Below are 23573 nucleotides of genomic sequence, written 5' to 3' on the forward strand. Positions count from 1 at the left end.
CCCACATTTAGAGCACCGGCGCTGCCGCCATCACTTTAGGCTGGCGATACAGGTCAAGCAGCACCTGGTCCAGCACCGACGAGGCGCCCCACGGCTTCGGATCGTTGAGGATCGCCACCACCGCCCAGGTGTAGCCGTTATTGTCGCGACTGAACCCGGCAATCGCGCGTACGGTGTTCAGGGTGCCGGTCTTGACGTGGGCTTCGCCGCGCATGGCGGTGGTCTTCAGGCGTTTACGCATGGTGCCGTCGGTGCCGGCAATCGGCAGGGAGCTGATGTATTCGGCGGCATACGGGCTTTTCCACGCGGCCTGCAACATGGCGGCCATTTCACGGGCGCTGACGCGTTCGGCGCGGGACAGGCCGGAACCATTCTCCATCACCAGGTGCGGCGCGGTGATGCCTTTCTTCGCCAGCCACTGGCGCACCACACGCTGCGCGGCCTTGGCATCGTCGCCATCGGCATCGTTGCGAAATTGCGCGCCCAGGCTCAGGAACAACTGCTGGGCCATGGTGTTGTTACTGTATTTGTTGATGTCGCGGATGATTTCCGCCAGATCCGGCGAGAATGCGCGGGCCAGTACCTTGGCGCTTTTGGGCACCGGCGCCTGGAGGTCACGGCCCTGGATACTGCCCCCCAACTCTTTCCAGATGGCGCGCACGGCGCCGGCGGTGTAGGTGGCGTGGTCGAGCAGCGACAGGTAGGTCTGCGAACTGCAGCCATCGGCCAACTGGCCGCTGACGGTCACGGTGACGCTGCCATCGGCGGCGCTGACCGGGTTGTAGCGCACATCGCCGGTGCACTGCTTGGCGTTGGAAACCTTCACCTGGTTATCGATACGGATGGTGGCAATCGGCGGCTCGACCGAGACGATCACCCGTCCCCCATCGTTACGCGTGACAAAGCGCAGGGCCTTGAGGTTGACCAGCAACGCGTCGGGCTTGACCAGAAACGGTTTGTTCTCGTCGTTGCCGTCGTCATTGAACTCGGGCAGCAGCGGCTGGTTGAAGAAACTGCGGTCCAGCACCAGGTCGCCGGTGACTTGCTGCACGCCATTGGCCCGCAGGTCGCGCATCAGCAGCCAGAGTTTTTCCATGTTCAGCTTGGGGTCGCCGCCGCCCTTGAGGTACAGGTTGCCATGCAACACGCCACCGCTGAGGGTGCCGTCGGTGTAGAACTCGGTTTTCCACTGATGGTTGGGCCCCAGCATTTCCAGGGCCGCATAGGTGGTGACCAGCTTCATGGTGGAGGCGGGGTTCACTGAGACGTCGGCGTTGAATACAGTCGGCGTGCCCGGGCCGTTGAGCGGAATCATTACCAGGGACAGGGCGGTGTTTTGCAGCTTGGCTTTCTGCAGCGCTTGCGCCACGTTGGGCGGCAGGCTGTTATTGACGGGGGCGGCGGTGGCGGAAAAGGCCAGTGGCAGGAGCAGACCGGCGAGTAACAATGGACGCAAAGATTTGATCATAAAAAATAGAACCCTGCTGCTGAGGAGGGTGAAAAAGGCGAGGGGAACGTAAGAAAATCCCTCAGTGATCATGAAAGTGTCGGCATTATGCCCCAAGGTCGCGCCACTTGTAGCTGAACGATAGCTGGAAATCGGCGTTTTTTTGCAGGCACGGCGTTGCTTTCACGGCAGCGTCAGCGGTGAGTTCATCGATTGAGTGATTTTGAACGGTTGTCCGGTGACTGAGACGTCACGGGCGTGGAGCACCAGAGCAGGGGCTCGCGTAAACAAACAGGGCCATCACGAGGATGGCCCTGAGGACAATCAGGCAACCGGATTGATCGGCTTTTCCGGGTACCAGACGTCCAGCAACGGGCTGACTTCAGCTTTGGTCAGTTCGTCGCGGGATTTGAGCCAGGCTTCAACCTTGGCGCGCTGCTCTTCGCTGACCGAGCCACGCTTTTGCAGGCAGACCAGACCGTAGTCGTCACCGCCGACATAGCCCAGACCGTTGGCTTCCATGGCTTCTTTGAGGAATGCGTCGAGAAATGCATCGATTGCATCGTCAGCCAGGTCTTTCTTGAATTCCAGGTTCAGTTCGAAACCCAATTCCTGGAACTCGTCCACACACAGTTTTTTGCGCAGACGCTGGGAGCGGTTAGTGGCCATGAAACATTCCTCTTAATAAATAACGGTGCGCACTTTACCAGCTAATAGACGCGGCCGCCTCACGGCGTTACGCAAACCCTCATCCGCTTCATCGGTAAAGTCTGCCGGGGCAGGCCTGTTAAACGGTGGTTTGTGTCAGTCAGCCGGTATTTTTCGCCGTATATGCATGGCTTCATGGTGGTGTAATAAATCCATGCTGCCGCGATGCCAGAGCCCCCACGACCGACCTTGACGGAAACCCGCCCATGCCAGCTCCCCTGATTCCTGTAGAAACTTCGCCAGACCTGCCGACGGACGCCGATGTGGTCGTGATCGGCGGCGGCATCATCGGTGCCTTTACCGCCTATTACCTGGCCAAGCGCGGGATGAAAGTCGCGCTGGTGGAAAAGGGCCGTATCGGCGCTGAACAATCGAGCCGCAACTGGGGTTGGTGCCGCCAGCAGAATCGCGATGCGCGCGAGCTGCCGATGGCCACCAAGAGCCTGGAGCTGTGGTCACAGTTCGCCGCCGAAACCGGCGAGCAGACCGGTTTCACGCGCTGCGGCCTGCTTTACCTGAGCAATGATGAAAAGGAAATCGACGGCTGGGCGCGCTGGGGCGAGTTCGCCCGTTCGGTCAACGTCGAGACCCATATGCTCACCGCGCAGCAAGCCGCTGAACGGGGTCAGGCCACCGGCAAGCAATGGAAAGGCGGGGTCTACGCGCCCACCGACGGCATTGCCGACCCGTCCCGCGCAGCGCCTGCGGTCGCGCGCGCGATCATGGCGCTGGGCAGCACGGTGCATCAGGACTGCGCCGTGCGCGGGCTGGAGACCGAGGGCGGGCGACTGTCGGGTGTGGTGACCGAGAAGGGCACCATCCGTACCCGTCTCGCGGTGCTGGCTGCCGGTGCCTGGGCGTCGTCGTTCTGCCGTCAGTACGGCATTCGTTTTCCCCAGGCGACCATTCGGCAAACAGTGCTGCGCGTATCGCCGCCCAATCAGGAACTGCCGAGCGCGCTGCACACCACCCAGGCCTCGATGACCCGCCGCTTTGATGGCAGCTATACGCTGGCCATCAGCGGGCGCGGGCGAGTTGACCCGACGCCGCAGTTGCTCAGCTTTGCGCCGCAGTTTTTACCGATGTTTCAGCGTCGCTGGCGCAACCTGGCGGTGGGTGGCTTCGAGGGCGCGCGGGCAGGGCATGAGAGCTGGAAGCGCTGGCGTCTGGATGAGCCGACGCCAATGGAAAAGATGCGGATTCTGGATCCCACGCCGGATGCGGCGGCGGTGAAACTGACCTATGCGCGCGCGACGCAACTGATGCCGGCCTTTAAAGAATCTTCGGTAACAGCGGCGTGGGCGGGGTATGTGGACAGTACACCTGATGGAGTGCCCGGCATTGGGGAAATGGCCAGCTTGCCAGGGTTGGTGTTGGCAGCGGGGTTCAGTGGACATGGCTTTGGGATCGGGCCGGGGGCAGGGCATTTGATTGCGGATATTGTGAGTGGAGCGCGGCCGATTGTGGATCCGGAGCCTTATCACCCGGATCGGTTTAAGTCGTCGGCTTGGGGGAAGGTGGCGGACTTTTAATGTGTTGGGGGGTGTACATATCCGTTGCCGCCATCACCGCGGCAGGCGATATGGCGGCTGTGCGCGGGATACCTCTGGGTATGCCGGGTCCTTTGGTGCTGTTCACCGTCAAGGACGGCATCCCACCCAGGACCTGTTGGTCAACCTCAGCGAATCACTGGCCTGCGACTTTGCCTTCGACCTGGAAAGTACGCGGCGCGAATGTGCATTGGGTATGCACAACTGATTGAAGTGTCACGCTTGCTGGCACGAGCGCGTGCTGGATGATGTTTCAAGAGCCTTCCGTCCTTAGAACCCACCGGTATGGGGGAGTGAGCGCGATCAACTGTGGGAGACAGCGGCAAGTCTTCGACTTAGCGCTGTCGCGCAGCAAACTGTAACCTCTGTGGCGAGCGGGCTTGCCCCGCGTTGGGGTGCGAAGCGCCGCCAATCAAGGAAAATGCGGTGTACCTGACACTGCCCGGAGCATGGTTTTGGGGCTGCTGCGCAGCCCAACGCAGGGCAAGCCTGCTCGCCACAGGAATGTGTCCTGAAGTTTGATGTTTTAAATCAATACCTTATTTTGTATTTGATAAAAGCTGGCTTGCCTGCGAAGGCATCGGCTGGGTCTGCCTGAAGGATTGAGGTGTCTGCATCGCAGGCAAGCCAGCTCCCACAAAAAAGCGAATCCACCAGATCCTGCTTTTGCCCTGTTTTTAATCTTGATCTCACGCGCCCCGTCAACCGCGCTGGCCTTACGCAGGCTTGAATCCGTTGCTAACCCGGCAGTCCCGCCGGGTTAGCCGCGCTGGGCCAAGGATGGCGCATCCTTAACTACCAAACCCAACAATCGCCTTGATCTCCAGATACTCCTCAAACCCCACCACTCCATATTCCCGTCCATTCCCCGAGCGCTTGTACCCGCCAAACGGCGCCATCGGATCCCACGCCGGGTGATTCAAGTGCACCTGCCCCGCGCGAATACGCAACGCCACCGCACGGGCGGCCTGCAGATCCTGCCCCTGCACGTGTGCGCCCAGCCCGTACACCGTGTCATTGGCGATGGCCACCGCTTCATCCACCGTGTCATACGCGATGATACAAAGCACCGGCCCGAAAATTTCCTCCTGGGCGATACGCATGCGGTTCTCCACCTCGGAGAACACCGTCGGCCGCGTGTAAAAGCCGTTATCAAAACCTGCCGCACGCCCCGGGCCCCCACACACCAGTTTCGCCCCTTCGTCGATACCGGCCTCGATCATCACTTGCACACGCTCGAACTGCGCCTGATTGGCAATCGGCCCCAGCACCGTATCGTCCGATGACGGGTCACCCACGATGATCGCGTTGGCCGTCGCCGCCGCGAGTGCTTCGACTTCGGCCAACCGCGCCCTTGGCACGATCATCCGCGTCGGCGCGCTGCACGACTGGCCCACGTTGCGAAACGCCGACATCACCCCCAATGGCACCACCCTGGCAAAGTCCGCATCGGGCAGCATCACGTTCGGCGATTTTCCGCCCAGTTCCTGGGTCACGCGTTTGACCGTCGGCGCGGCAGCCTGCGCCACCAAAGCGCCGGCGCGGTTGGAGCCGGTGATGGAAATCATGTCGATGTCAGGGTGCGCCGCCATCGCCGCGCCCACCTCGTGGCCGCTGCCGTTGACCAGGTTGAACACCCCCGGCGGCAGGCCGGCATCGTGCACCAATTGGGCGAACAGCAGCGCGCTCAGTGGCGACAATTCGCTGGGTTTGAGCACCACGGTGCAGCCGGCGGCAATCGCCGGCGCGACCTTGGCAGTGATCTGGTACAGCGGCCAGTTCCACGGCGTGATCAGCGCGCACACGCCGATAGGCTCGCGTTCGATGGCGGTGCTGCCTTCGAGCGTGTGAAAGCGGTAGCTCGCCAACAGATCACGCGCCACCCGCACATGCTCGGCCGCCAGCGGCACCTGCATGGCGCGGGCAAAGCCGATGGCGGCGCCCATTTCCAGAGACAGCGCTTGGGCCAGTTGCTCTTTGCGCTCCAAAATCAACTCGTGGATTTTCCCCAGCACCACGGCGCGCGCCGCCGGGGCGGTGGCCGACCAGCCGGGAAACGCCGCACGCGCCGCAGCGACGGCGCGGTCGACATCTTCGCCGGAGCCGCGTGCCACCTGCGCGGCCACCTCTTCGGTGGCCGGGTTGATCACCGCCAGGCTCGCCGCAACGGCGGGCGCAACCCAGCGGCCATCGATGTAGAACTTGTCCGCCGTGTGCGCATCGACGCTGTAGCGGTTCGAAGAGTGTGTAGTCATTCAACGGGCTCCCTGGAGCGATAACAGCTTATTTCACCGCGTAAATCTTGCGCACATACACCGAGCCACGCCAGGCACAGGGCGCGCCTTTGGCGACGAACACGGTGTCGCCGGGGTTGACCGTCGTGTCCACGCCATCGGCGTCCTGCAACGTCATGCTGCCTTCGATCAGGTACATCAATTCATGCAGCTTGTGCGGGCGACCGTGACGGGCATAGGGCGTTGAATCCCAAATGCCCACACGCAGCTCGGTGCTTTCATCGTCGAAAAGGTTGTTGGCGCGGCATTGCGGCGCGGGGCCGATCAAAATCTGGGCATCGGGCGCGGCGGACGGATTGAGCGGGGTGCGCGGATCGAGCCAGGTGAGGCCGGGACGCAGCGGCGCGTCGGTCAGGTTCAGCGCGCAGAAGGCCCATGCGCTACCGGGGCTCGCCTGCAGGGTGAGGCGCGTGCCCCGGCCGATCACGGCGCTGTCGCCGACCCCCAGCTCCAGGGTCTGCTCGGCGCTGTGCAGCAGGACGGAACCGGCTTGCACCACCAGCGTTTCGCTGTAGGGGAAATCGTCGATCACAGCTTCACCGCTGAACGCGACACGCCCGGCGGACACGCCGTCGTCACTCAGCCAGGCGATCTGGCGGGCGTCGCCGAACGGGTCAAGCGCGTTCAGCGCTGCGTGGCGAAAGGGGGTATCAACGGCGCTGCCATCAGCGCGGGCGAGCATCAGAATACGGGGAGAGGACATGGGTAAGGCTCCAGGAAAAAATCAACCGACCGCTTGGGTGATCAGGGCAAACAGGTGGACGTCGCCGCTGGCCTTGGGCGGTGTGCCCTTGGCCATGCGGGCGACGGTGTCGACGCACTTGAGACCGGCCTGTTCGAGCCAGTCGCCGAGGCCGCACTCGGCCGGAATGTCGATACGCACAAAGGCGTCCGGCACCTGCTCGAGTAACGTGGTGATCAGGTGTTTGGCCTGTTCGGGGGTTTCGGCCACCACGGGGCCGATGCAGCGCCCACGGCCGAACGGGCGCAGCAGCGCAAACCCGCGCAACTGGCCGTCGCGTTCTATGCCCACGGCGTGTTCCACCTGCAGGTCGCGCAGGATTTCACGGCGGTCCAGGCCGCTGCCGGCGTTGGCCAGGGCGATCACGGTGGCGTGATCGTCGGCCGTCAACGGGCGACAGTGTTCACCCTCGGCCAGCGCGGTCTGCTCGGGCACCTGCACCTGGCCTTGGTGTTGCTGTATATGGCCGAACTCGACAAAACCCTGACTGGCATACAGCGGCGCGCCGGCCACGGTTGCGTTGAGCAACGGCGTGCGCGCATCGCAGGCCTTCAATGCCAGCTCCATCAAGCGCCGGCCAATGCCACGGCCCTGATAATCGTCGCTGACGATCACCAGGCCGATGGTGGCGTAGTCGCCCTGAGGGCAGGCGAATGCGGTGCCGATCAGGCGCTCGCCGTCGAGTACCACAAAGCCGTCACTGACCCGCTGCAACATCGCCCAGTCTTCCTGGCGATGGGGCCATTTGAGTTGCACCGACAGGGCATGGGCGGCCGGCAAGTCGGCCACCGTCATCGCGCGATAGAAGAAATCAGTGTGTGGCTGGGCTGCCATGGCGGGTCTCCGTTGAGCAGAAGGGGGAGCATCATTGGAATGCCTGTATCCCACCTGTTTTCAGGGCTGGCAAGAGGGCGCGCAGTATTCGGCAGATTTGCGATGCAGGAGGGTCGCACCACCATAGTTACTACTAAATTGGAGGCGGCGCTCAGCAGCAAATGCGTTGCCGTGCGCAGGGCTGTTCATGGCCGCGTCAGCGTGCAGCATCAAGTACGGCGGCTCACCACACTTTCTGCCGCTCGCCAGCCCCATTCTTGAGCCTTCATCCCATAAAAGGGCCATTAAGGCGCATGAATACGGGCTTTGCCCAAGGCTTGTGCGCGCCGCAAACTCTGCTGGCGCTGACGCTAAAAACGGTGCTTTGTATTGAGGTGCGGGCGTTTTTGACGCCATCTGCTGATTTCACAGTGTTGTAATGAAGCTGTGTTGCACAGGGCTGACGCGCCGCCAGAGCCGCGAACGCTTGGCCACATTCCACTGACTCCAGGACTCCACGCCATGAGCTTTCTTCGTCCCAAATTCATTACGTTCGACTGCTACGGTACGCTGACCAACTTTCATATGGGCACCCTGACCCGCGAGCTGTTTGCCGACCGCGTCACGCCCGAGCAGATGGAGCAGTTCGTCAAGGACTTCACCGCCTACCGCCTCGACCAGGTGATGGGCGACTGGCGGCCCTACGATGAAGTGCTCAAGACCGCCCTGGCCCGTACCTGCAAGCGCTGGGGCATTGAGTACCGCGAAGAAGGCCAGCTGTATTACGACGCCGTGCCGACCTGGGGTCCCCATGCCGACGTGCCGGCGGGCCTGTCGAAGATCGCCGACAAGATTCCCCTGGTGATTTTCTCCAATGCCATGGACAGTCAGATCATGTCCAACGTCGACAAGCTCGGCGCACCTTTTCACAAAGTGTTCACCGCCCAACAGGCGCAGGCCTACAAGCCACGCCTGCGGGCATTCGAATTCATGCTCGACAACCTGGGCTGCGGTCCGGAAGACATCTTGCATGTGTCGTCCAGCTTCCGTTATGACCTGATGCCGGCCCATGACATGAAGATCAAGCACAAGGCCTTCGTCGCCCGTGGGCATGAAGTGCCGGCCAATGCGGCCTATGGCTATCAGCAGATTACCGATATCGGCGGTTTGCCTGGCCTGGTGGGTTTGTAAAACGAACGTTTTCTGCGCGCGAGGTTAGACATGGGCAGTGAATCCTATTGGCTCGACACCGCACCGGCCTTCACCGGCGCACAGTCGGGCGACTTGCCCCGGCAGGTCGATGTGGCGGTCATCGGTGGCGGGTTCACCGGGCTGTCGGCTGCCCGTGCACTGGCCATGCGCGGCGCCAGTGTGGTGGTGCTGGATGCCGGGCGGGTGGTCGGCGAAGCGTCGGGGCGCAACGGCGGGCAGTGCAACACCGGCGTGGCCCAGGACTACGCCGGGCTGCACGCCAGCCTCGGGGCCGAGCGGGCGCGCGCTTATTACCAGGCCTATGAAAGCGCTGTGCACACGGTGGTGTCGTTGGTCGAGCAGGAGCAGATCGCCTGCGACCTGGTGCGCAACGGCAAGCTCAAGCTGGCGGCCAAGCCCCTGCATTACGAGGGACTGGCACGTACCTGTGAGCTGATTCGCCGTGAGGTGGACGCCGATGTTGAATTGCTCGACGCCGGGCAGGCCCGTGCTGAAGTCAATTCAGCGCAGTTTCACGGCGGCCTGCTGCAGCGCAACGGCGTGCAGATGCACATCGGGCGCTTCGGTGTTGGCCTGGCCGAAGCCGCCGCGCGACGTGGCGCGATGATTCACGAGCACACCCTGGTCAACGACTGGAAGGCGCAAGCCGGTGGCTATCAGGTCAACACCGCCAAGGGCTCGTTGCACGCCGGCCAGGTGCTGCTGGCCAGCGGCGCCTGCCAGCACGGCGGCCTGGGCTGGTATCGCCGACGCATTGTGCCGGTGGGCAGCTTTGTGATCGTCACCGAGGTGTTGCCCCAGGCACTGATCGACCAGCTGTTGCCGCAGCACCGTGCCTACGTCACCAGCCGCATGATCGGCAATTATTTTCGCCTGACCCCGGACAACCGCCAGCTGTTCGGCGGGCGTGCGCGGTTTGCCATGTCCAACAGTGTGTCCGACGCCAAGAGCGGCAAGGTGCTGCAAGCGGCGATGGTGAACATGTTCCCGCAACTGGCGGATGTGAAGATCGACTATTGCTGGGGCGGCCTGGTGGACATGACCTCCGACCGCCTGCCACGCGCCGGCCAGCATGGCGGCGTGTTTCACTCCATGGGCTACAGCGGCCATGGCGTGCAGATGTCGGTGCACATGGGCCAGGTAATGGCCGAGGTGATGGCCGGCAATGTGGCGGCCAACCCATGGCGCGAACTCGAGTGGCCGGCGATCCCGGGCCATTTCGGCACACCCTGGTTCCTGCCGTTCGTGGGCGCCTATTACCGCTTCCAGGATTATTTGCATTGAAGCGCCACAGTTGACTCACCGTCGTTTGCGTTTCCAGGACGCTCCGGATATCCGTGAGCACTCGAATCTTTAGATCTTCGACAGGTAGCCTTGCCATGACAGACAACAAGAACACGCCCGAACTCATCTCCGGTGCAGAAAGCCTGCGGGTATTTGAAGGCCTCAACCGCGGCATGTCGCGCCGCAACGCCCTGCAGATGCTTGGCGTCGCCGGTGTCGCGGCGGCGGGCGCGGGCAGCCTGTTCGGCGCTGCCGGCAAGCTGTGGGCCGATGACGCGCCGGTGGCCGGCAAGGGCAAGCCTGGCGGTAAAATTCGCGTGGCCAGCGTGGCCAGCTCCACCGCTGACACCCTCGACCCGGCCAAGGGCGGCCTGTCTACCGACTACGTGCGCCAGTACATGTTCTACAACGGCCTGACCCGTTTCGACGTGCACATGGTGCCGCAACTGGAACTGGCCGAACGCATCGACAATACCGACGCCACGCTGTGGACCATCACCCTGCGCAAGGAGGTCACCTTCCACAACGGCAAGCCGCTCACCGCCGCCGATGTGGTGTATTCCCTGAATCGGCACAAGGACCCGGCAATCGGCTCCAAAGTCATGGCGCTGGTGGCGCAGTTCGAGGAGATCAAAGCCAGCGGTCCGAACGAGGTGCAGATTCGCCTCGGCGCGCCGAATGCCGAGCTGCCCTCGATCCTTGCCGTGTCGCACTTGCTGATCGTGCCTGAAGGCACCACCGACTTCAGCCAGGGCATCGGCACCGGGCCGTTCAAGGTCAAGGAATTCAAACCGGGCGTGCGTTCGGTGGCCGTGCGCAACCCCAACTACTGGAAACCCGGCCTGCCATACCTGGACGAGATCGAAGTCATCGCCATCAGCGACGAGCCGTCGCGGGTCAATGCGTTGCTGTCGGGCGATGTGCACGCGATCAACCAGGTCGACCCGCGCTCCACTACGCGGATCAAGGCCAGCGCTGGCCATCAATACGTCGATTCGCCCTCGGGCAACTACACCAACCTGATCATCCGCCAGGACCAGATGCCGGGCAAAAGCCCGGAGTTCACCCAGGCCATGAAATGCCTGCTGGACCGTGAACAGGTCAAGTCCGCAGTGTTCCGCGGGTTTGCCGTGGTGGGTAACGATCACCCGATTGCGCCCGGTTCGCGTTACTACAACGCCGACCTGCCGCAGACCGTGTACGACCCGGAGAAGGCGCGCTTCCTGCTGAAAAAGGCCGGCATGGAAAGCATCACCATGCCGCTCGCCGCTTCGCCCGCCGCGACCTCCTCGGTGGACATCGCCGTGCTGTTGCAGCAATCGGCGAAACAGGCCGGCCTCAAGCTCGACGTCAACCGCCTGCCCAGCGACGGCTACTGGTCCAACCACTGGATGAAGCACCCGTTGAGCTTCGGCAACATCAACCCACGGCCGAATGCCGACGTGATGTTCTCGCAGTTCTTCCAGTCCAAGGCGCCGTGGAACGAGTCCGGCTGGCAGAACGAGCAGTTCGATCAGTTACTGTTGCTGGCGCGCGCCGAAACCGACGAGGCCAAGCGCGGCAAGATGTACGCCGACATGCAGACCCTGGTGCATGACCATTGCGGTATCGGCGTGCCGGTGTTCATCAGCAACATCGATGGTGTCGACCAGCGCCTGAAGGGGTACAGCACTCACCCGCTGGGCGGCTTCATGGGTTACATGTTCGCCGAGCAGGTGTGGTTGGACGCGTGATGGGGGCTTTGCGATGAACAGCACTACACTGTGGTTGATCGGCCGGCGCCTGGGCGCTGCCGTCGTGACCTTGTTGATCGTGTCCATGGTCGTGTTCGCGATCACGGCAGTCCTGCCGGGTGATGCGGCGCAACAGGCCCTCGGCCAGTTCGCCACGCCTGAACAGGTGGCGGCACTGCGCCTGAAACTGGGGTTGGACCAGCCCGGTGTATTGCGCTACCTGCACTGGTTGATGAGCCTGCTCACCGGCGATCTGGGTATGTCGGTGTCCAGCGCAATGCCGGTGAGTGAATTGATGGGCGGGCGGGTACCCAACACCCTGATGCTGGCGGCCACTACGGCGCTGGTTTCGGTGCCGGTGGCCCTGTTGCTCGGCATCGGTTCGGCGATGGCCCGAGGCGGGCGCATCGACAACATTCTGAGCTTTGTCACCCTGGCCATGGTCGCGGTGCCGGAGTTTCTGGTGGCGACCCTGGCGGTGCTGATCTTCGCGGTGAACCTGGGGTGGCTGTCGTCGCTGTCCTACGCCAGCGATATCAGCTCGCCGTGGGAGTTCATGCGCACCTATGCCTTGCCGGTGATGACGCTGTGCTGCGTGATCGTCGCGCAAATGGCGCGCATGACCCGCGCGGCGGTGATCGACCAGCTCGATAGCCCCTACGTGGAAATGGCGCGGCTCAAAGGCGTCGGCCCGATCCGCATCGTGCTGCGCCATGCCTTGCCCAATGCGATCGGCCCGATTGCCAATGCCATCGCCCTGAGCCTGTCGTACCTGCTGGGCGGCGTGGTGATCGTCGAAACCATCTTCAACTACCCGGGCATTGCCAGCCTGATGGTCGATGCGGTGACCAACCGCGACATGGCGCTAGTGCAAGCCTGCACCATGCTGTTCTGCACCGCTTACCTGAGTCTGGTGCTGATCGCCGACCTCTGCGCAATCCTCTCCAACCCGAGGCTGAGAAACCAATGAACACGCTCATTGCGAAGTCCAAGCCTGCATCCTCTGCCCTGGCACTGGCCAAAGTCTCCAACGGCCCGTCCTGGCTGGGGCTGGCCGGTGCGCTGATTTGCGTCGCCTGGCTGCTGTTGGCGCTGGTGGGCCCCTGGCTGGCGCCGCACCCGGTGGGTGAAGTGGTGTCCGATAACGTCTTCGACGGCTTCAGCCTGGCGCACCCGTTTGGCACTGATTACCTGGGTCGCGACATGCTCAGCCGGGTCATGGTCGGCGCACGTTTCACCGTCGGCCTGGCGCTGGTGGCAGCCGTACTCGCCAGCACCCTGGGCACGCTGTGTGCGCTGGTGTCGGTGGTGTCACCCAAGTGGCTGGACGAAATCATCAGCCGCATCATGGACGCCTTCATTTCCATCCCGAGCAAAATGCTCGCGCTGATCATGGTGTCGGCTTTTGGCTCGTCGGTGACCCTGCTGATCTGCACGGCGGTCATCAGCTACATCCCCGGATCGTTCCGCGTGGCCCGCAGCATGGCGGTGAACATCGAGGCGCTGGAATACGTGCAGGTCGCCCGCACCCGTGGCGAGCGCCGTTTGTACGTGGCGTGCCGGGAAATCCTGCCGAACATCCTCAACCCGGTGCTCACCGACCTCGGCTTGCGGTTCGGTTACATCGTACTGTTGCTGGCCGGCATGAGTTTTCTCGGCCTCGGCGTGCAGCCACCCGACGCCGACCTCGGCTCGCTGGTGCGCGAAAACATCGGCGGCCTCAGCCAGGGCGCGCTGGCTATCGTTATTCCGGCGTTGGCCATCGGCACCCTGACCATCGGCGTGAATCTGTTGATCGACTACCTGTCTTCCAGACGTAGCCGACGCACCGGAGGCCATTGAAATGACTGAATTGATTCGTGTCGAAGACTTGCGCGTGGTCGCCTGTGGCGAACGCGGCGAGGTGGAAATCGTCAAGGGCGTGAGCTTTGCGCTCGAACAAGGCCAGGTGCTGGCGCTGATCGGCGAGTCCGGTTCCGGCAAGACCACCATCGCCCTGGCGCTGTTGGGCTATGCGCGCAGTGGTTGCCGGTTGTCCGGCGGCGTGGTGCGCGTGGGCGAGCACGACATGCTGGCGGCGAGCGAAAGCCAGTTGCAGAAACTGCGCGGCAACCGCGTGTCCTATATCGCGCAAAGTGCCGCCGCTGCGTTCAACCCGGCGAAAAAACTCATCGACCAGGTGGTGGAGGGAGCCTTGATCCATGGCCTGGGCAGCCGCGTCGAGCTGGAGGCCAAGGCGGTCGACCTGTTCCGCGACCTGTCATTGCCAGACCCGGAAACCATCGGCCAACGTTACCCGCACCAAGTGTCGGGCGGGCAGTTGCAGCGGGTAATGGCGGCCATGGCGCTGATCAGCGACCCGTTGCTGGTGGTGCTCGACGAACCCACCACGGCGCTGGACGTGACCACCCAGATCGACGTGCTGCGCGCGTTCAAGCGTGTGGTGCGCGAGCGCGGCGCCACGGCGGTGTACGTGTCTCACGACCTGGCGGTGGTGGCGCAGATGGCCGACCGCATCGTGGTGCTCAATGACGGACAGATCCTTGAACAAAGCGACACTGCGCCGCTGCTGTTGGCACCGACCCATGACTATACGCGCAGCCTGCTTGCGGCCGCGCGACCCGACGCGACGATTCGCCCGCCCAGCGGCATTGCTGAAGACGCACCGCTGCTGACCATCAGCGGTCTGACCGCCGGCTACGGCAACAAGAACGCCCAGGGCATGCCGCTGATCCGTGTGCTCGAAGGCATTGACCTGACCGTACGCCGTGGCCAGGCGATCGGCGTGATCGGCGAGTCCGGCTCGGGCAAATCCACCCTGGCGCGGGTGGTCGCGGGCCTGCTGACGCCGGCTCTGGGCGGCCTCACGTTCGACGGTCAGCCCCTCGGCGGCCGCTTGTCCGAGCGCACGCCGGAGCAGTTTCGACGCATTCAGATGGTGTTCCAGAACGCCGACACCGCGCTCAACCCGATGCACAGCGTCGGCGCCATCATCGGTCGCCCGCTGAAAATGTATTTCGGCCTCAAGGGCGCGGCGTTGCGCGAGCGCACCCATGAACTGCTCGATCTGGTGCGCCTGCCGCACGCCCTGGCCGAGCGGCGCCCCAGCGAGTTGTCCGGTGGGCAGAAGCAGCGGGTCAACCTGGCCCGGGCGCTGGCCGCCAAACCGGACCTTATCCTTTGCGATGAAGTGACCTCGGCCCTGGACACCGTGGTCGGCGCGGCGATTCTTGAGCTGCTGCGCGACCTGCGCCAGCAACTGGGCGTGTCCTACCTGTTTATCAGCCACGACATCTCCACCGTGCGCGCGCTGTGTGACGACATCGTGGTGATGTACAGCGGCCACAAGGTGCAGGCCGGCAGCCGCGAGTCGTTTGCCGCGCCGCCGTTCCATCCCTACACCGACCTGCTGATTCATTCGGTGCCTGAGTTGCGCCAGGGCTGGCTGGAAACTTGCGGCGCCACCAGCGGCACCTTGCCGCCGGTGGGCGCGCGGGTCGCCGTGCCGGAGCTGTGCACCTTTCTCAACCGTTGCCCGGTGCGTATCGATGGCGTATGTAATCGCGTCGCCCCCAGCCGCCACTCCCTGGACAATGGCAGTGAAATGCTCTGCCACCATGACGGCGCCCAATTGATCAAGACCCAGCGTGGCCTCGTCGTGGAAACCAGCGGAGCCTACGCATGAGCCGATATTTTGCCCTGCAACGGAGCCAGTCCTTATGAAACCGCGCGTACTGGAGATCCTGAAAAAACTGATGGCGTTTGACACCGTGTCGTCCGAGTCGAACATGGCTTTGATCGAGTACGTGCGCGACCTGCTGCTGACCCAGGGCATCGAGTCGCTGATCGTCAAGGATGCGAGCGGCAAGAAGGCCAACCTGTTCGCCAGCACCGGGCCTGAGGTGCGGCCCGGCGTGCTGCTGTCCGGGCACACCGATGTGGTGCCGGCGGCGGGGCAGGCCTGGACCTTCCCGCCGTTCGCCGCCACCGTGCAGGACGGGCGCATCTACGGGCGTGGCAGTTGCGATATGAAGGGCTTTATCGCGCTGGCCATCGACGCCATGCTCGATGCCGCCCATCACACCTTGAACCGCCCGTTGCAACTGGCCTTGTCCCATGACGAAGAGATTGGCTGCGTCGGCGTGCGACGCCTGCTCGATGTGCTGCACCTGGCGCCGATGCGTCCGTTTCTGTGCGTGGTCGGCGAGCCGACCAACATGCAGTTCGTACTTGGCCACAAGGGCAAGGGCTCCTACCGCACCTATTGCCGGGGCCTGGAGGCGCACTCGTCGCTGGCGCCGCGCTCGGTCAACGCCATTCATGTCGCCTGCGACTTTATCGCCGCGCTGCGCGAGAGCCAGCAGCAGTTGCAGCGCCATGGCGCCCAGGACAGCGATTACGACGTGCCCTACAGCACCGTGCATGTCGGGCAGATTGTCGGCGGCAAGGCGCTGAACATCGTGCCTAACCTGTGCACCCTGGATTTCGAGGTGCGCAACCTGCCGGCCGACAACCTGGACCAGTTTCTGGAACAACTGCGCGAGCGCGCCGAAGTGATTGTGCAGGAGGCGAAAAAACTCTCCAGCGTGGCCGCTATCGAGATCGAAACCGTCAACACCTATCCCGGCCTCGATACGCACCCCAGCGTTGAAGCGGTGCGTTTTCTCAAGCAGTTCGCCGCGCCTGATACCGGCACGGCCAAGGTCTCGTTCGGCACCGAAGGCGGGCTGTTCAAGCAGCGCCTGGACGTGCCGGTGGTGGTGTGCGGGCCGGGTTCCATCGAGCAGGCGCACAAGCCCGACGAGTTTATCGAGATCAGTCAGATGGACGCTGGCGAGGCATTCCTGCACGGCCTGCTCGGCTCTTTGAAGGCCTAGCAGAGCCTGCCGTTGCGCGCGTAATTTCAGCACGCCACGCTGCCCACGCGACGCTTTCGGCATCCTCGTCCGCGGCACCTCCCTAGACTGGAGCGTGTCTCGGATCAGGACTCGACCATGCTGACTACTCGCTTGCAAGACCCCAGCCTTCTGGCTGAACTCGCCTACGTTGACGGCCAGTGGATCGCCGCCGCCAGCGGCGCCACCCTGGACATCCTCGACCCCGCCAATGGCGAGGTGCTCGCACGGGTGCCAGCCATGGACGCGGTGGACACCCGCCGCGCCATCGACGCCGCCGAGCGTGCCTGGCCTGCCTGGCGTGCACGCCCGGCCGCCGAACGCGCAGCACTGCTGGAGCGTTGGTATCAGGCCATGCTCGATAACCTCGAGGACCTGGCGCTGATCATGACCTGCGAGCAGGGCAAGCCGCTCAATGAAGCCCGTGGCGAGATTCGCTACGGCGCAGGCTTCGTCAAATGGTTCGCCGAAGAAGCGCGCCGGGTGTACGGCGAAACCATGCCGGCCCCCAGTGGCGACCGACGTCTGCTGACGTTGAAGCAGCCGGTGGGCGTGTGCGCCGCCATCACCCCGTGGAATTTCCCCAACGCGATGATCACCCGCAAATGCGCGCCGGCATTGGCCGCCGGTTGCCCGATCATCGTCAAGCCGTCCGACCTCACACCGCTGTCGGCCCTGGCCCTGGCGGTGCTGGCTGAGCGTGTCGGCATTCCGGCCGGTGTCTTCAATGTGATCACCGGGCTACCCGCCGGCATCGGCGCCGAGCTGACCGGCAACCCGGTGGTGCGCAAGATTTCCTTCACTGGCTCCACTGCCGTCGGCCGCCTGCTGATGCGCCAGAGTGCCGAGCACATCAAGCGCCTGAGCCTGGAACTGGGCGGCAATGCGCCGTTCGTGGTGTTTGACGACGCCGACCTTGAGCAGGCGGTGGCCGGGGTGATGATCAGCAAGTTTCGCAATGCCGGGCAAACCTGCGTGTGCGCCAACCGCATCCTGGTGCAGGCCGGCATCTATGAGCGCTTCGCCGCGCGGCTGGTGGAGGAAGTGGGCAAGCTCCAGGTGGGCAATGGGCGGGAGGAGGGTGTGACCATCGGCCCGCTGATCAACCCTGCGGCGGTGGCCAAGGTGACGCGGCATATCGAGGATGCCCTGAGCCAGGGCGCGACCTTGCTGTGCGGCGCCGTTCCCGCTGGCGACAGTCCGTTCGTGCAGCCCACGGTACTGGGCGGTGCCCACGCCGGGATGCTGCTGGCTAATGAGGAAACCTTTGGGCCGGTAGCGCCACTGATGCGCTTTACTGACGAAGCTGAGGCGCTTGCGCTGGCCAACGCCACGCCTTACGGGTTGGGCGCCTATTATTTCACTCAGAACCTGGCGCGCTCATGGCGCTTTGGTGAGGCGCTGGAGTTTGGCATGGTCGGGCTCAATACCGGGATCATCTCGATGGAGGTCGCGCCGTTTGGCGGCATCAAGCAGTCGGGGCTGGGGCGTGAGGGGAGCAAGTACGGGCTGGATGAGTATCTTGAGGTTAAGGCGTTTCATATTGGGGGGCTGGGGTGACAGCTTTTTAGCGGAGTGTGTCCGTTATGGGTAACGGCTACGTATGGTTCCGCCCTTACGGCGGGTCACTTTGGAAAAGCCGGAATGCCGGCCCAGCCCAAAGTAACCAAAGGGCTCTTGCCCCACCACTCGGCACCTCGCTTAGGCTCGGTGCCGTGGTTGACGGGGCGCCTGAGATCAAAATCAAAAGCAAAGCAGATCAAAAGCAGTGTGATATCCAACAGACAAATGGAGATCAACTGTGGGAGGGGGCTTGCTCCCGATAGCAGTGGGTCAGCTACCAATAAGCTGACTGACACTCAGCCATCGGGAGCAAGCCCCCTCCGACATTTTGTTCAGCGGTCGGCTCCAAAGCCGGAGTGAGGGCATGCCGCGCCTGGGCGAGGCACCGAGTGTTGGGCAAGAGCCCAATACACCCAATCAATACCCCTTCCCCCGATCCACCTCCCCAACCATCCGCTCCCCCCGCTCAAACCTGCGAATATTCCCCAACAACACCTCAAACGCAGTATCCGGCTGAGTCATCGCGGCGATATGCGGCGTCATCAAAATCTGCGGATGCCCCCAAAACGGATGTTCCGCCGGCGCCGGCTCCTGCTGCAGCACATCCAGCACTGCGCCGCTGAGTTGCCCGCTGGAAAGCGCTTCCAGCAGGTCCCCCTCCACCAGGTGCCCGCCGCGCCCCATGTTGATCAGCCCCGCGCCCTGCGGCAACTGCTCAAACAAGCGGCTGTTGAGAATGCCCTGGGTCTGCTCGGTCAACGGCAACACGCACAGCAGAATGTCGCACTGGCCGAGAAACGCCGGCAGTTGTGCTTCACCCGCATAACACGTAACCCCCGGCAGTTGATGCACGCTGCGTGCCCAACCCGACAAGGCAAACCCCAGCGGCGCGAGGGTCGCGAGGATCTGCTGCGCCTGCGCGCCCAGGCCCATCACGCCGACGCGGCGGTTGGCCGCCGGTTGCAACCGGTGCGCCTGCCAGCAGCGCGCCGTCTGTTGCTGGCGGTAGCGCAGCATGTCGCGGTGCAGGCTGAGCACGGCCCAGGTGGCGTATTCGCACATGCCCTGGGTGATGCCGGGATCGAGCAGGCGCACCACCGGCAAGTCGGCGGGCAAGCGTGCCAGGTCCAATTGGTCGACCCCGGCCGATACGGCAAACAGCACCTTCAGGTTGGGCAGCAATTGTTCAATATCGTCCGGCGCCAGCCAGGCGGCGAGGTATTCGATTTCGCTGGGGTCGCCGATGTCCGGCCAGGCGCGCCATTCGATGTCCGGCGCGTGTTCGGCGAACAAGGCCTGCCAGCGTTCGCCGCGCACGGGGTCGGATTTGTAGAGCAGGGCCATGGGCATCTCCGCAGGGCTGAAAGTAGCCATCATCATCGCGCAATGCCGGCGCAGGATCTGTTGAAACGCAGTGGAAAAACAGTCGATCCGAATTTCTCACGGGGCAAGTTCGGTGCAGTTCGTTTTTGCCAAGCCGTAATCTGAATGTCATCGCAACCACCTTTCGGTTGCCGGGCTCACCTTGGGAAATGCCATGAACAGCAGAGTCGATAAAACCCCTCATTTGCTCCGTCAGCGCGATCAATTCGTACCCCGTGGCCTGATCACCGCGCATCCGCTGGTGATTGACCGCGCCCAGGGCGCCGAACTCTGGGACGTGGAAGGCAAACGCTACCTCGATTTCGTCGGCGGTATCGGCGTGCTGAACATCGGTCATAACCACCCCAAAGTGGTCGCGGCGGTGCAGGCGCAGTTGCAGAAAGTCTCTCACGCCTGCTTCCAGGTGGTGGCCTACCAGCCTTATCTCGACCTGGCCCAACGCTTGTGCGAGATGATCGGCGGGGAAGAGGCCTACAAGGCGGCATTCTTCACGTCCGGCGCCGAGGCGGTGGAAAATGCGGTGAAGATCGCCCGCGCCCACACCAATCGTTCGGCGGTCATTGCCTTTCGCGGCGGCTTCCACGGTCGTACGTTGCTCGGCACCACGCTCACTGGCATGAGCCAGCCGTACAAACAGAATTTCGGTCCGTTCGCGCCGGAGGTGTTTCACACCCCGTACCCCAACGCGTATCGCGGCATGACCAGCGAGCTGGCGCTCAAGGCGCTGGATGAATTGCTGGCCACCCAGGTTGCCCCGGACCGCGTCGCGGCGATTCTCATCGAACCGGTGCAGGGCGACGGCGGTTTCCTCGCCGCGCCGCCGGAGTTTCTCCAGGCCTTGCGCGCATTGGCTGACAAACACGGCATCGTGCTGATCCTCGATGAAATCCAGACCGGTTTCGGTCGCACCGGCAGCTGGTTCGGTTTCCAACACTCGGGCATCCAGCCCGACCTGGTTACCGTGGCCAAGAGCCTGGCCGGTGGCTTGCCGTTGTCCGGCGTGGTGGGCAAGACGCATATCATGGACGCGCCGCTGCCCGGCGGTCTGGGCGGCACCTACGGCGGTAATGCGTTGGCCTGCGCGGCGGCGTTGGCGGTGATCAGCGCGTTCGAAGAGGAACAACTGCTGGCGCGCAGCCACGTGCTCGGCGAACGCCTGCGCCACGGTTTGCTCGGTTTGCAGGCGCGCTACCCGCGTATCGGTGACGTGCGCGGCACCGGCTTCATGCTGGCAATCGAACTGGTCAAGGACGACGCGGCGCGCAGCCCGGATGCCGACCTCAATCAGCGGGTGATCGACGAAGCCCGCGCCGGTGGTCTGCTGGTGATCAAGTGCGGCGTGTACCGCAACGTGCTGCGCTTCCTTGCGCCGTTGGTGACCACCGAGGCGCAGGTCGACGAAGCCGTGCAGATTCTTGACGCAGCCCTGGCACGGGTCTTGAACTGAGCCGCTACCGGCGGCGAACCCGGCTGGCGGCACCGCCCGTGACCCGTTATGGGGCGCGGGCGGCCACACTGCATCATTGGAGGCGTGACCCCTCATGGGACTGACAGATTATCGAGCGTTGCTGATCGATTGTGATGGGGTGCTGGTGGACCGTGACTCGGGCGTGTTCGCCGCGTTGCAGCCGCTGCTCGACAGCCGTGGCGGGCCAGCGCCAGCCAGGGAGCAGGTGCTGGCCGAATTCAATACGGTGATCGAGGGCCTCTACCCGCGGTTTGCCGAGCTGGGCTTCAGCGGCGTGCTGTGTTTTGCCCATCGCCAGCTCGCCGAGCGCTGGGGGCTGCACGCCAGTTGGGAGGAGGGCATGAGCTTTGCGCGTTCGGCGGGCAACTGGTCGCTGTTCGAGGATGCGCCGGGGGCGATGCTGTACCTGCGCAAGTTCTATCGTCTGCTGGTGCGCGGCGACCGCGATGCCGAAGACCGTAAGCTGTTGTGCGAGCGCCTGGGCATCGAGGCGGAGCATTTCATTTCCCTGATCGAGGCTGAGCAATGGCTTGACCGCAAAGGGGCGCAGGTAGAGCCTGTGTTGCACGTGACCCGCGCATCAGCCGGCGCCGTTCTGGCGCTGGACCGTTGCCTGATCGGCCGCAACCGCTCGCCGCAGCCCACGCCGTGTGCGGCCGATTACTGCATTAACAGCATGGCTGATCTGGTCGCTCAGCATCAGCTGTCTTTACGGCGCTGATTTTGCTAGAAGATTGCTTACAAACGGCAGTCAAGAGGTATGCAATGGAAGGGCTCGTCAAGCTGGACCGGATCGACATCAGCATTCTGGTTGAACTGCAAAAAGATGGTCGGATGACCAACGTCAGCCTGGCCGATGCCGTGGGCCTGTCCGCCAGCCCCTGCCTGCAACGGGTCAAGCGGCTGGAGTCGGCCGGTTATATCTCCAGCTACAAGGCGCATCTGAACCTGGCCAAGATCACCGATTCGGTCACGGTGTTCACCGAAATTACCCTCAGCGACCACAAGCGTGAAGACTTCGCCAAGTTCGAATCCAACATCCGCCTGGTGGATGAGGTGCTCGAATGCCATCTGATCAGCGGCGGCTACGATTACCTGGTGCGCTTCATGACCCGCAGCATCCAGCATTACCAGGAAGTGGTCGAAGGCCTGCTGGACAAGAACATCGGCATCTCCAAGTACTTCAGCTACATCGTGATCAAATCACCGGTGTTGAAAGACGGCGTGCCGCTGCGCAAGCTGCTGCGTCACTGAGTGCGGTTTCGCCCGTTCAGGATCAGCAGGGTCAACAGCCCCGCGACAATGCCCCAGAATGCCGATCCGATGGAAAACAGCGTCAGCCCTGATGCGGTGACCATGAAGGTGATCAGCGCCGCCTCGCGTTCCTTAGGTTCGTGCATGGCGACGCTCAGGCCGTTGATGATCGAGCCGAACAACGCCAGCGCCGCAATCGACAGCACCAGCTCTTTTGGCAAGGCGGCGAACAATGCCGCCAGGGTCGCGCCGAACACCCCTGCAATGCCGTAGAACAGCCCGCACCACACGGCGGCGGTGTAGCGCTTGTGGCGATCCTCATGGGCGTGCGGCCCGGTGCAGATGGCCGCGCTGATCGCCGCCAGGTTGATGCCGTGCGAACCGAACGGCGCCAGCAGCAGCGAGGCCAGCCCGGTGACGCTGATCAACGGCGAGGCCGGCACGTTGTACCCGTCGGCGCGCAGCACGGCGATGCCGGGCATGTTCTGCGAGGTCATCGCCACCACGAACAGCGGGATGCCGATGCTGATGGTTGCCGCGAGCGAGAAGTGCGGCGTGGTCCACACCGGCACCGCCACTTCCAGGTGAAAGGCGCTGAAATCCAGCAGCCCCAGCAGCCCGGACAATGCGGTGCCGATCACCAGCGCAGCGAGCACCGCATAACGCGGCGACAGGCGCTTGATGATCAGGTAGGTAAAAAACATTCCCAGCACCAGCGCGGTGCGATGTTGCGCGGCGACGAAAATCTCGCTGCCGATCTTGAACAGGATGCCAGCCAGCAACGCTGCGGCCAGTGATGCGGGGATGCGCTTGAGTAGTTTTTCAAAGCTGCCGGTCAGCCCGCAGAGCGTCACCAGCACCGCGCAGGTGATGTAGGCACCAATGGCCTCGCCGTAGCTCACGCCGCCCAGGCTGGTGATCAACAGCGCAGCGCCGGGTGTCGACCAGGCGACGGTAATCGGCGTGCGGTAGCGCAGCGACAGGCCGATGCTGCACACCGCCATGCCGATGGACAGCGCCCAGATCCACGAAGAAATCTGCGCCGTGGTCAAACCGGCCGCCTGGCCGGCCTGGAACATCAGCACCAGGGAGCTGGTATAGCCAGTCATCATGGCGATAAAACCGGCGACGACGGCCGACGGCGAAGTGTCGGCCAGCGGGCGCAGGGGCGCGTGAATGGCATCGGTCATGATGAGGGTGTTCCTTTTACCTGGGTATTTGCCGGTG

The 23573-nt window shown here is 63.4% G+C and carries 19 protein-coding genes and 1 pseudogene; 13 read left to right on the top strand and 7 right to left on the bottom strand.

The window, feature by feature from the left end; all coding sequences use genetic code 11:
• Positions 1-7 precede the first annotated feature (7 nt).
• Positions 8-1468 (bottom strand): D-alanyl-D-alanine carboxypeptidase/D-alanyl-D-alanine endopeptidase, encoded by a 1461-nt coding sequence (gene dacB, locus TU75_RS09290; protein WP_060548757.1) that lies wholly within the window; start codon positions 1466-1468, stop codon positions 8-10.
• A 303-nt stretch (positions 1469-1771) separates the two neighbouring features.
• Positions 1772-2116 carry a YggL family protein gene (locus tag TU75_RS09295; protein ID WP_003230349.1) on the bottom strand — a complete coding sequence of 115 codons (345 nt, stop codon included), beginning with the start codon at positions 2114-2116 and terminating at the stop codon, positions 1772-1774.
• A gap of 245 nt (positions 2117-2361) precedes the next feature.
• On the opposite strand from TU75_RS09295, the gene TU75_RS09300 reads away from it, so the two are divergent.
• Together TU75_RS09300 and TU75_RS28505 are read left to right on the top strand one after the other, a co-directional pair.
• Entirely contained in the window at positions 2362-3687 is a 1326-nt protein-coding gene (locus TU75_RS09300; protein ID WP_003230351.1) for an NAD(P)/FAD-dependent oxidoreductase, read from the top strand.
• Positions 3688-3737: 50 nt separating this feature from the next.
• A pseudogene (locus TU75_RS28505) lies at positions 3738-3979 on the top strand (DUF6124 family protein).
• Positions 3980-4496: 517 nt separating this feature from the next.
• Here the strand turns inward: TU75_RS28505 and TU75_RS09305 are convergent.
• Genes TU75_RS09305 through TU75_RS09315 form a run of 3 tightly spaced genes read right to left on the bottom strand, consistent with a single transcriptional unit; the run spans position 4497 to position 7575 of the window.
• A complete protein-coding gene (locus TU75_RS09305; RefSeq protein ID WP_060548758.1) occupies positions 4497-5960 on the bottom strand; it encodes an aldehyde dehydrogenase family protein in 1464 nt (487 codons plus the stop codon).
• Between the two features lie 28 nt (positions 5961-5988).
• Entirely contained in the window at positions 5989-6702 is a 714-nt protein-coding gene (locus TU75_RS09310) for a cupin domain-containing protein (protein WP_060548759.1), read from the bottom strand.
• A 21-nt stretch (positions 6703-6723) separates the two neighbouring features.
• The gene (locus TU75_RS09315; RefSeq protein ID WP_060548760.1) at positions 6724-7575 is read right to left on the bottom strand and encodes a GNAT family N-acetyltransferase; all 852 of its coding nucleotides are present in this window, start codon (positions 7573-7575) and stop codon (positions 6724-6726) included.
• Between the two features lie 501 nt (positions 7576-8076).
• Here TU75_RS09315 and TU75_RS09320 point away from each other — a divergent pair.
• The 8 genes from TU75_RS09320 to TU75_RS09355 all read left to right on the top strand — a co-directional run bounded on the left by TU75_RS09320 (position 8077) and on the right by TU75_RS09355 (position 18238).
• Complete coding sequence (locus TU75_RS09320) at positions 8077-8745, top strand: haloacid dehalogenase type II (protein ID WP_003230364.1); 669 nt, start codon at positions 8077-8079, stop codon at positions 8743-8745.
• A 30-nt stretch (positions 8746-8775) separates the two neighbouring features.
• Positions 8776-10050: an NAD(P)/FAD-dependent oxidoreductase gene (locus tag TU75_RS09325; protein WP_060548761.1), complete on the top strand. Its 1275-nt coding sequence runs from the start codon at positions 8776-8778 to the stop codon at positions 10048-10050.
• 95 nt (positions 10051-10145) lie between these two features.
• Positions 10146-11783, top strand: coding sequence for an ABC transporter substrate-binding protein (locus TU75_RS09330; protein ID WP_003230368.1), 1638 nt, complete (start codon positions 10146-10148; stop codon positions 11781-11783).
• A gap of 13 nt (positions 11784-11796) precedes the next feature.
• Complete coding sequence (locus tag TU75_RS09335; protein ID WP_003230370.1) at positions 11797-12753, top strand: ABC transporter permease; 957 nt, start codon at positions 11797-11799, stop codon at positions 12751-12753.
• Positions 12750-13625, top strand: a complete 876-nt coding sequence (locus TU75_RS09340; protein WP_003230371.1) for an ABC transporter permease — start codon at positions 12750-12752, stop codon at positions 13623-13625. The genes TU75_RS09335 and TU75_RS09340 overlap by 4 nt, the downstream gene beginning before the upstream one ends.
• Position 13626: 1 nt before the next feature.
• Positions 13627-15468, top strand: a complete 1842-nt coding sequence (locus tag TU75_RS09345; RefSeq protein ID WP_060548762.1) for an ABC transporter ATP-binding protein — start codon at positions 13627-13629, stop codon at positions 15466-15468.
• Positions 15469-15502: 34 nt separating this feature from the next.
• Entirely contained in the window at positions 15503-16660 is a 1158-nt protein-coding gene (gene argE / locus TU75_RS09350; protein ID WP_015372666.1) for an acetylornithine deacetylase, read from the top strand.
• 117 nt (positions 16661-16777) lie between these two features.
• Positions 16778-18238 carry an NAD-dependent succinate-semialdehyde dehydrogenase gene (locus TU75_RS09355; protein WP_060548763.1) on the top strand — a complete coding sequence of 487 codons (1461 nt, stop codon included), beginning with the start codon at positions 16778-16780 and terminating at the stop codon, positions 18236-18238.
• Between the two features lie 420 nt (positions 18239-18658).
• Here the strand turns inward: TU75_RS09355 and TU75_RS09360 are convergent, their stop codons facing one another.
• Positions 18659-19585, bottom strand: coding sequence for a 2-hydroxyacid dehydrogenase (locus TU75_RS09360; RefSeq protein ID WP_060548764.1), 927 nt, complete (start codon positions 19583-19585; stop codon positions 18659-18661).
• Positions 19586-19778: 193 nt separating this feature from the next.
• Here TU75_RS09360 and gabT point away from each other — a divergent pair, with 193 nt between their 5' ends.
• From gabT to TU75_RS09375, 3 genes are all read left to right on the top strand, one after another.
• On the top strand, positions 19779-21071 hold the full coding sequence (gene gabT, locus TU75_RS09365) for a 4-aminobutyrate--2-oxoglutarate transaminase (protein WP_003230380.1): 1293 nt from the start codon (positions 19779-19781) through the stop codon (positions 21069-21071).
• 94 nt (positions 21072-21165) lie between these two features.
• Positions 21166-21813 carry an HAD family hydrolase gene (locus TU75_RS09370; RefSeq protein WP_060548765.1) on the top strand — a complete coding sequence of 216 codons (648 nt, stop codon included), beginning with the start codon at positions 21166-21168 and terminating at the stop codon, positions 21811-21813.
• Positions 21814-21857: 44 nt separating this feature from the next.
• A complete protein-coding gene (locus TU75_RS09375; protein ID WP_003230384.1) occupies positions 21858-22346 on the top strand; it encodes an Lrp/AsnC family transcriptional regulator in 489 nt (162 codons plus the stop codon).
• Here the strand turns inward: TU75_RS09375 and TU75_RS09380 are convergent.
• A complete protein-coding gene (locus TU75_RS09380; RefSeq protein WP_060548766.1) occupies positions 22340-23536 on the bottom strand; it encodes a benzoate/H(+) symporter BenE family transporter in 1197 nt (398 codons plus the stop codon). The two genes, TU75_RS09375 and TU75_RS09380, sit on opposite strands and share 7 nt — an antisense overlap.
• Between the last annotated feature and the right edge of the window lie 37 nt (positions 23537-23573).

Source organism: Pseudomonas poae (assembly GCF_001439785.1).
Classification (GTDB): domain Bacteria; phylum Pseudomonadota; class Gammaproteobacteria; order Pseudomonadales; family Pseudomonadaceae; genus Aquipseudomonas; species Aquipseudomonas poae.

Excerpts from the sequence above, each read along its gene's own strand:
- TU75_RS09325 (WP_060548761.1), top strand. The coding sequence starts at position 8,776 with ATGGGCAGTGAATCCTATTGGCTCGACACCGCACCGGCCTTCACCGGC.
- TU75_RS09370 (WP_060548765.1), top strand. The coding sequence starts at position 21,166 with ATGGGACTGACAGATTATCGAGCGTTGCTGATCGATTGTGATGGGGTG.
- gabT (WP_003230380.1), top strand. The coding sequence starts at position 19,779 with ATGAACAGCAGAGTCGATAAAACCCCTCATTTGCTCCGTCAGCGCGAT.
- argE (WP_015372666.1), top strand. The coding sequence starts at position 15,503 with ATGAAACCGCGCGTACTGGAGATCCTGAAAAAACTGATGGCGTTTGAC.
- TU75_RS09375 (WP_003230384.1), top strand. The coding sequence starts at position 21,858 with ATGGAAGGGCTCGTCAAGCTGGACCGGATCGACATCAGCATTCTGGTT.
- dacB (WP_060548757.1), bottom strand. The coding sequence starts at position 1,468 with ATGATCAAATCTTTGCGTCCATTGTTACTCGCCGGTCTGCTCCTGCCA.
- TU75_RS09330 (WP_003230368.1), top strand. The coding sequence starts at position 10,146 with ATGACAGACAACAAGAACACGCCCGAACTCATCTCCGGTGCAGAAAGC.
- TU75_RS09315 (WP_060548760.1), bottom strand. The coding sequence starts at position 7,575 with ATGGCAGCCCAGCCACACACTGATTTCTTCTATCGCGCGATGACGGTG.
- TU75_RS09335 (WP_003230370.1), top strand. The coding sequence starts at position 11,797 with ATGAACAGCACTACACTGTGGTTGATCGGCCGGCGCCTGGGCGCTGCC.
- TU75_RS09320 (WP_003230364.1), top strand. The coding sequence starts at position 8,077 with ATGAGCTTTCTTCGTCCCAAATTCATTACGTTCGACTGCTACGGTACG.
- TU75_RS09360 (WP_060548764.1), bottom strand. The coding sequence starts at position 19,585 with ATGGCCCTGCTCTACAAATCCGACCCCGTGCGCGGCGAACGCTGGCAG.
- TU75_RS09300 (WP_003230351.1), top strand. The coding sequence starts at position 2,362 with ATGCCAGCTCCCCTGATTCCTGTAGAAACTTCGCCAGACCTGCCGACG.
- TU75_RS09310 (WP_060548759.1), bottom strand. The coding sequence starts at position 6,702 with ATGTCCTCTCCCCGTATTCTGATGCTCGCCCGCGCTGATGGCAGCGCC.
- TU75_RS09380 (WP_060548766.1), bottom strand. The coding sequence starts at position 23,536 with ATGACCGATGCCATTCACGCGCCCCTGCGCCCGCTGGCCGACACTTCG.
- TU75_RS09340 (WP_003230371.1), top strand. The coding sequence starts at position 12,750 with ATGAACACGCTCATTGCGAAGTCCAAGCCTGCATCCTCTGCCCTGGCA.
- TU75_RS09305 (WP_060548758.1), bottom strand. The coding sequence starts at position 5,960 with ATGACTACACACTCTTCGAACCGCTACAGCGTCGATGCGCACACGGCG.
- TU75_RS09295 (WP_003230349.1), bottom strand. The coding sequence starts at position 2,116 with ATGGCCACTAACCGCTCCCAGCGTCTGCGCAAAAAACTGTGTGTGGAC.
- TU75_RS09355 (WP_060548763.1), top strand. The coding sequence starts at position 16,778 with ATGCTGACTACTCGCTTGCAAGACCCCAGCCTTCTGGCTGAACTCGCC.
- TU75_RS09345 (WP_060548762.1), top strand. The coding sequence starts at position 13,627 with ATGACTGAATTGATTCGTGTCGAAGACTTGCGCGTGGTCGCCTGTGGC.